General features: G+C 37.3%; 3 protein-coding genes. All 3 read left to right on the top strand.

Annotation, left to right across the window (positions count from 1 at the left end; all coding sequences use genetic code 11):
- The coding region (locus GQR46_RS15985; RefSeq protein ID WP_165741467.1) for a beta-galactosidase at positions 1–2,199 on the top strand (2,199 nt) is incomplete at its 5' end.
- Positions 2,186–3,163 carry an SMP-30/gluconolactonase/LRE family protein gene (locus GQR46_RS15980; RefSeq protein WP_165741465.1) on the top strand — a complete coding sequence of 326 codons (978 nt, stop codon included), beginning with the start codon at positions 2,186–2,188 and terminating at the stop codon, positions 3,161–3,163. The genes GQR46_RS15985 and GQR46_RS15980, both read left to right, overlap by 14 nt.
- 316 nt (positions 3,164–3,479) lie before the next feature.
- Positions 3,480–4,589, top strand: coding sequence for a mandelate racemase/muconate lactonizing enzyme family protein (locus GQR46_RS15975; RefSeq protein ID WP_165741463.1), 1,110 nt, complete (start codon positions 3,480–3,482; stop codon positions 4,587–4,589).
- Positions 4,590–4,900: the final 311 nt, after the last annotated feature.

Genomic DNA, 4,900 nt, shown 5'->3' with positions numbered 1-4,900 from the left:
CATATAATTTTTGATTTTGAACAGGATAATTACAGCCAATATATAAATACAATTAATGGCTTTAGTACATTAATAAAGGAAGGTGGAAACCATAAACTAGCGGTTACATTAAAATCTAAATCTAATGTAGAAAGTGACTTTGAATTTATAAACCCAAAAGGATGGGATTGGCAAGCAACAGGAAACTTTGCCCTTGCACTTGATATACAAAACCCTGATGAGGCTTCTACTCACCTATACATAAAGACAATAGACAAGTCGGGACAATTTCAAACTCGAAGTGTTGTTGTGCCAGCAAAGTCTCAAAATACGTATTACATAGAATTAAAAGGCGCAAATTTAAATGTTAATTCAGGTATTCGCTCAAACCCACCAAGTTGGAAAAGCAGTTATACGCCAATAATCTATAGAGGCGGACAAAAAAATATCGACGTTAGCAGCATTGTAAAAATATCATTTGGAGTAAAAGGGCTACTTGACGATAAACGAATTTTAATAGACAACTTACGCCTTATAAAGCCAACTAATTTTGATACTAACTATCTAAAAGGGTTAGTTGATAAATTTGGGCAAAATGCAAAATTAGACTTTACCAATAAAGTATCTTCAACAGAGCAGCTACAAGTTATTTCTCAAAAAGAGCAAATTAACTTACAAAACTCACCAATGAAAGGACGTTCTAAATATAGTGGCTGGAAAAACGGCCCACAATTAAAGGCAACGGGATATTTTAGAACCGAAAAATACAAAGGGAAATGGAGTTTAGTCGACCCAGAAGGTTATCTGTTTTTTTCAACCGGCATTGATAACGTTCGTATGGCAAATACTTCAACTATTACCGGTTACGATTTTGACCAAAGCTATATTAAGCAGCGCGAAGCTAATGATTTAACACCAGAGGATTCATTAGGATTAAATCCAGCTCCAAAAACTGCGTGGTCAACACGTTATAAAAGCTCAACACTAAGATCTGATATGTTTAATTGGCTACCCGAGCAAAATAACCCTTTAGCAGATAATTACGGCTACAGACGCGAAGTTCACAGTGGTGCAATTAAAAAAGGTGAAACGTTTAGCTTTTATCGCGCTAATTTAGAGCGAAAATATCAAACCCATAACAACAACGACTTAATGAAACAGTGGCAAAATACCACTGTAAAACGCATGCTTTCATGGGGCTTTACTTCTTTTGGCAATTGGATAGAAGAAGACTATTACCATACTAACCAATTACCTTACTTTGCTAATGCGTGGATCATTGGTAATTTCAAAACGGTAAGCAGTGGTAACGACTACTGGAGCCCATTACCTGACCCATTTGATCCATTATTCGTTGAGCGCGCAGATGTAACGCTTGCAAAAGTAGCCCAGCAAGTTAAAAACAGTCCTTGGTGTGTTGGTGTATTTATTGATAACGAAAAAAGCTGGGGCATGATGAATTCTGACGCCTCACGTTATGGTATTGCTATTAATACACTTAAAAATAACGCCCAAAATAGCCCGACTAAAGCACAATTTGTTACCTTAATGAAAAATAAGTACAGCCAAATTAGCAAACTTAATAAAGCATGGAATACACGTATTGCCTCATGGGATGAGTTTGCTGCAGGCGTCGCACTCACGCAGTTTAACGAGCAAACTAATATCGATTTATCAGCGATGTTATTTCATTATGCTAATCAGTATTTTGCAGTGGTTGACGCGGCTATAGCTAAACACCTTCCAAATCAGCTGAATATGGGAGCACGTTTTGCTGACTGGGGTATGACGCCTGAAATAAGAGCCGCCGCTGCCGCGCATGTAGATGTGATGAGCTACAACTATTACCGAGAGGGATTAAATGAAGATTTTTGGGCATTTTTATCTGATATAGACATGCCAAGCATAATAGGTGAATTTCATAATGGTGCGCTTGATTCTGGGCTATTAAACCCAGGCCTTATACACACTCAATCTCAGCAAGAGCGTGGTACTAAATACAAAAAATATATGAATAGCGTTATAGATAACCCATATTTTGTTGGTGCGCATTGGTTTCAATACATAGACTCTCCACTAACTGGGCGAGCATACGATGGTGAAAACTACAATGTAGGCTTTGTAAATGTAACGGACATTCCTTACAAACCGCTTGTAGATGCAGCTAAAAGCGTGAATAAATCGTTGTATGAACGCAGGTATAATAATGCAAAAAATTAAATATATACTAAGCGCTGTGTGTGTTTTCTGTTTGGGTGTATCTGCTAAGCAAAGTAACACACTTTTATTCGAGCAAGGCCCCTACAAAATATTTAATGAGCAAGCGCTTGAAGTGCTTAACTTAAATAGCCATGTTAAAACCCTCGCTTCGGGTTATGACTGGCTAGAGGGGCCGGTTTGGGTTAATCAAGGAGGATATTTATTATATTCTGATATACCTAATCATCAGGTTTATAAATATACACCAGGTAAAGGTGCAAGTTTGTACTTAGCGCATAGTGGCTATTCAAATGGTTTAATTGTAAATAAACAAAATGAGCTTGTGCTTTTGCAATCGCGCTCACGTGTTATATCAAAAATGAAGACGCCATTAAGCACGCCTAAACCACAATACCTACAAATTGTAAGTCATTATAATGGACAAAAGTTTAACAGCCCAAACGATGGCGTTTTTAACGACCAAGGCATGCTTTATTTTAGTGATCCACCCTATGGTTTACCTAATCAATTAGATGATGAAGGCAAAGAGCTTAAGTTTCAGGGGGTATATTCACTTAAAAATACAGGGGAGCTTACCTTGCTAGATCGTGATCTTATTTATCCTAATGGGGTCGCATTATCAGCTGATAATAAAACGTTATATGTGGCGGCATCTAATGCTAATAAACCTGCGTGGTATCAGTATGATTTAAATGACAGCGGTGCAGTGATAAGTAAATCTTTATTTTATGAATTACCACCAGCAATTAAGCATGACCAAGGCTTACCAGATGGTTTAAAGGTACATAAAAGTGGGATTATATTTGCTACAGGTCCCAATGGGTTATGGTTATTTAATAAAAATGCTGAGCTACTAGCTCAAATTGAAATGCCAAATATTAGTGCTAATCTAACGTTTAACCAATCACAAAACCGCGTTTATATAACAGCGCATACACAGCTATTGGCACTTGATTTAAAATAGTCTTGTTATTCTATTGTTAAATTAAAGCCCCTATAAGCACGCTTGATAGGGGCTATTTACTCTTTGTTGCCTACATGAATGAAGGTAAGGGGCGTGAGCAGGACGCGGAAGCTTTGCTCGGTTTTTACTTAGCCCACTAGGTTACAAATCTCACGCTGCGATTAAATAGCCTCGAGTTTGAACAAATTTTAATTCTCAAAGATAAACAGACCTTCGGATAATTTCGCTTAATTAAACAGATAACCTTTACAACAACAAATACCTGTTGTAAATTGTTAACAATGAACAGTGTCATGTTAACTAATTCGGTGGCTTAATGAAAGTATCATCACAAACAATCAAAAGTGTAAAAGTCGAGTATTACCAAATTCCGCTAGCAGAAGTGTTAAGTGATGCAAAGCATGGCGATCACACTCACTTTGAAGTTATTACAGTGCATATTATGACTCACGACGGGTATGAAGGGATGGGATATACCTACACTGGCGGCAAAGGTGGTCGCGCAATTTATTCACTCCTTAACGATGAAATAAAGCCCGGTCTAATTGGACAAAATTCAATGTCTATCATGGCAATTTGGGACAAATTGCAGTGGGATCTTCATTATGTTGGCCGAGGTGGACTACTTAGCTTTGCGATTTCAGCAGTTGATATAGCGCTGTGGGATATTAAGTGTAAGCGCTTAAATGCACCATTATGGCAAGTTGCGGGTGGTAGCAGTGACCAAACAAAATGCTATGCAGGCGGAATAGATTTAAACTTTAGCCAAGAAAAACTGCTTAGTAATATAGATGGTTATTTAAATCGTGGCTTTAATGCAGTAAAAATTAAAGTCGGTAAACCCAACTTTAAAGAAGATATAGAACGTGTAGCCGCAGTAAGAGAGCTAATAGGTAAAGATAAAATACTTATGGTAGATGCCAATTACTCAATGACTGTTGAGCAAGCTATTCGTTTTGCTAAATCAATTGAAAAATACGACATAACCTGGTTTGAAGAACCGACTATACCTGATGATTACAAAGGCTTTGCTCGCATAGCACAAGCGACTTCAATACCGCTTGCAATGGGTGAAAATTTGCATACATTGCACGAATTTGGCTATGCGATTAGTCAAGCTAAATTAGGTTTTTTACAACCAGATGCATCAAATATTGGTGGCATAACAGGGTGGTTACATGTAGCGAGTATGGCATATACCCATAATTTACCTATTTGTAGCCATGGCATGCATGAACTACATGTATCACTGTTGGCATCTCAGCCTCACGCTGGTTTTTTAGAAGTTCATTCATTCCCTATAGATGAATATACAACACGTCCTTTAAAGCTTGAAAATGGGCAAGCGTGCGCGCCAGATATAATTGGGACGGGTGTAGAATTTGACCCTCAACTAATGAGAACACATTTAATTAAACAGTCGTAACTAGAAAAATTAGTAATAAAAGAAAAGAGTTGTTGTGTGTCCACAAATTCAGTGTAGAAATTATTTATCAAGGAATGAATGATAATCTCTTTGTCATAAGTTTTAATTTATGAGTACTGATTTTGTGGACGCTTTTATAAAGGTAAATAGTTATTGCCATTGCAAATATTGATTGTTTTACACAAACCCAAATTGCTTAGTCTGCTGTAAAACTGTTGGTTGCAATTCACACCGAGAATAGCTTCATTACCTAGATTTTAAATTAATTAGTTAGGGGCTCTCACAACTCCGTCAAAAGCCAGCTTTAATTG

The organism is Pseudoalteromonas sp. Z1A6 (assembly GCF_011378745.1).
GTDB lineage: Bacteria > Pseudomonadota > Gammaproteobacteria > Enterobacterales > Alteromonadaceae > Pseudoalteromonas > Pseudoalteromonas arctica.
Note: the sequence above shows the minus strand (reverse complement) of the source record. Positions and strands in the feature narration are given on the sequence as shown.

Coding starts and splice junctions, on each gene's coding strand:
- GQR46_RS15980 (WP_165741465.1), top strand. CDS start 2,186: ATGCAAAAAATTAAATATATACTAAGCGCTGTGTGTGTTTTCTGTTTG.
- GQR46_RS15975 (WP_165741463.1), top strand. CDS start 3,480: ATGAAAGTATCATCACAAACAATCAAAAGTGTAAAAGTCGAGTATTAC.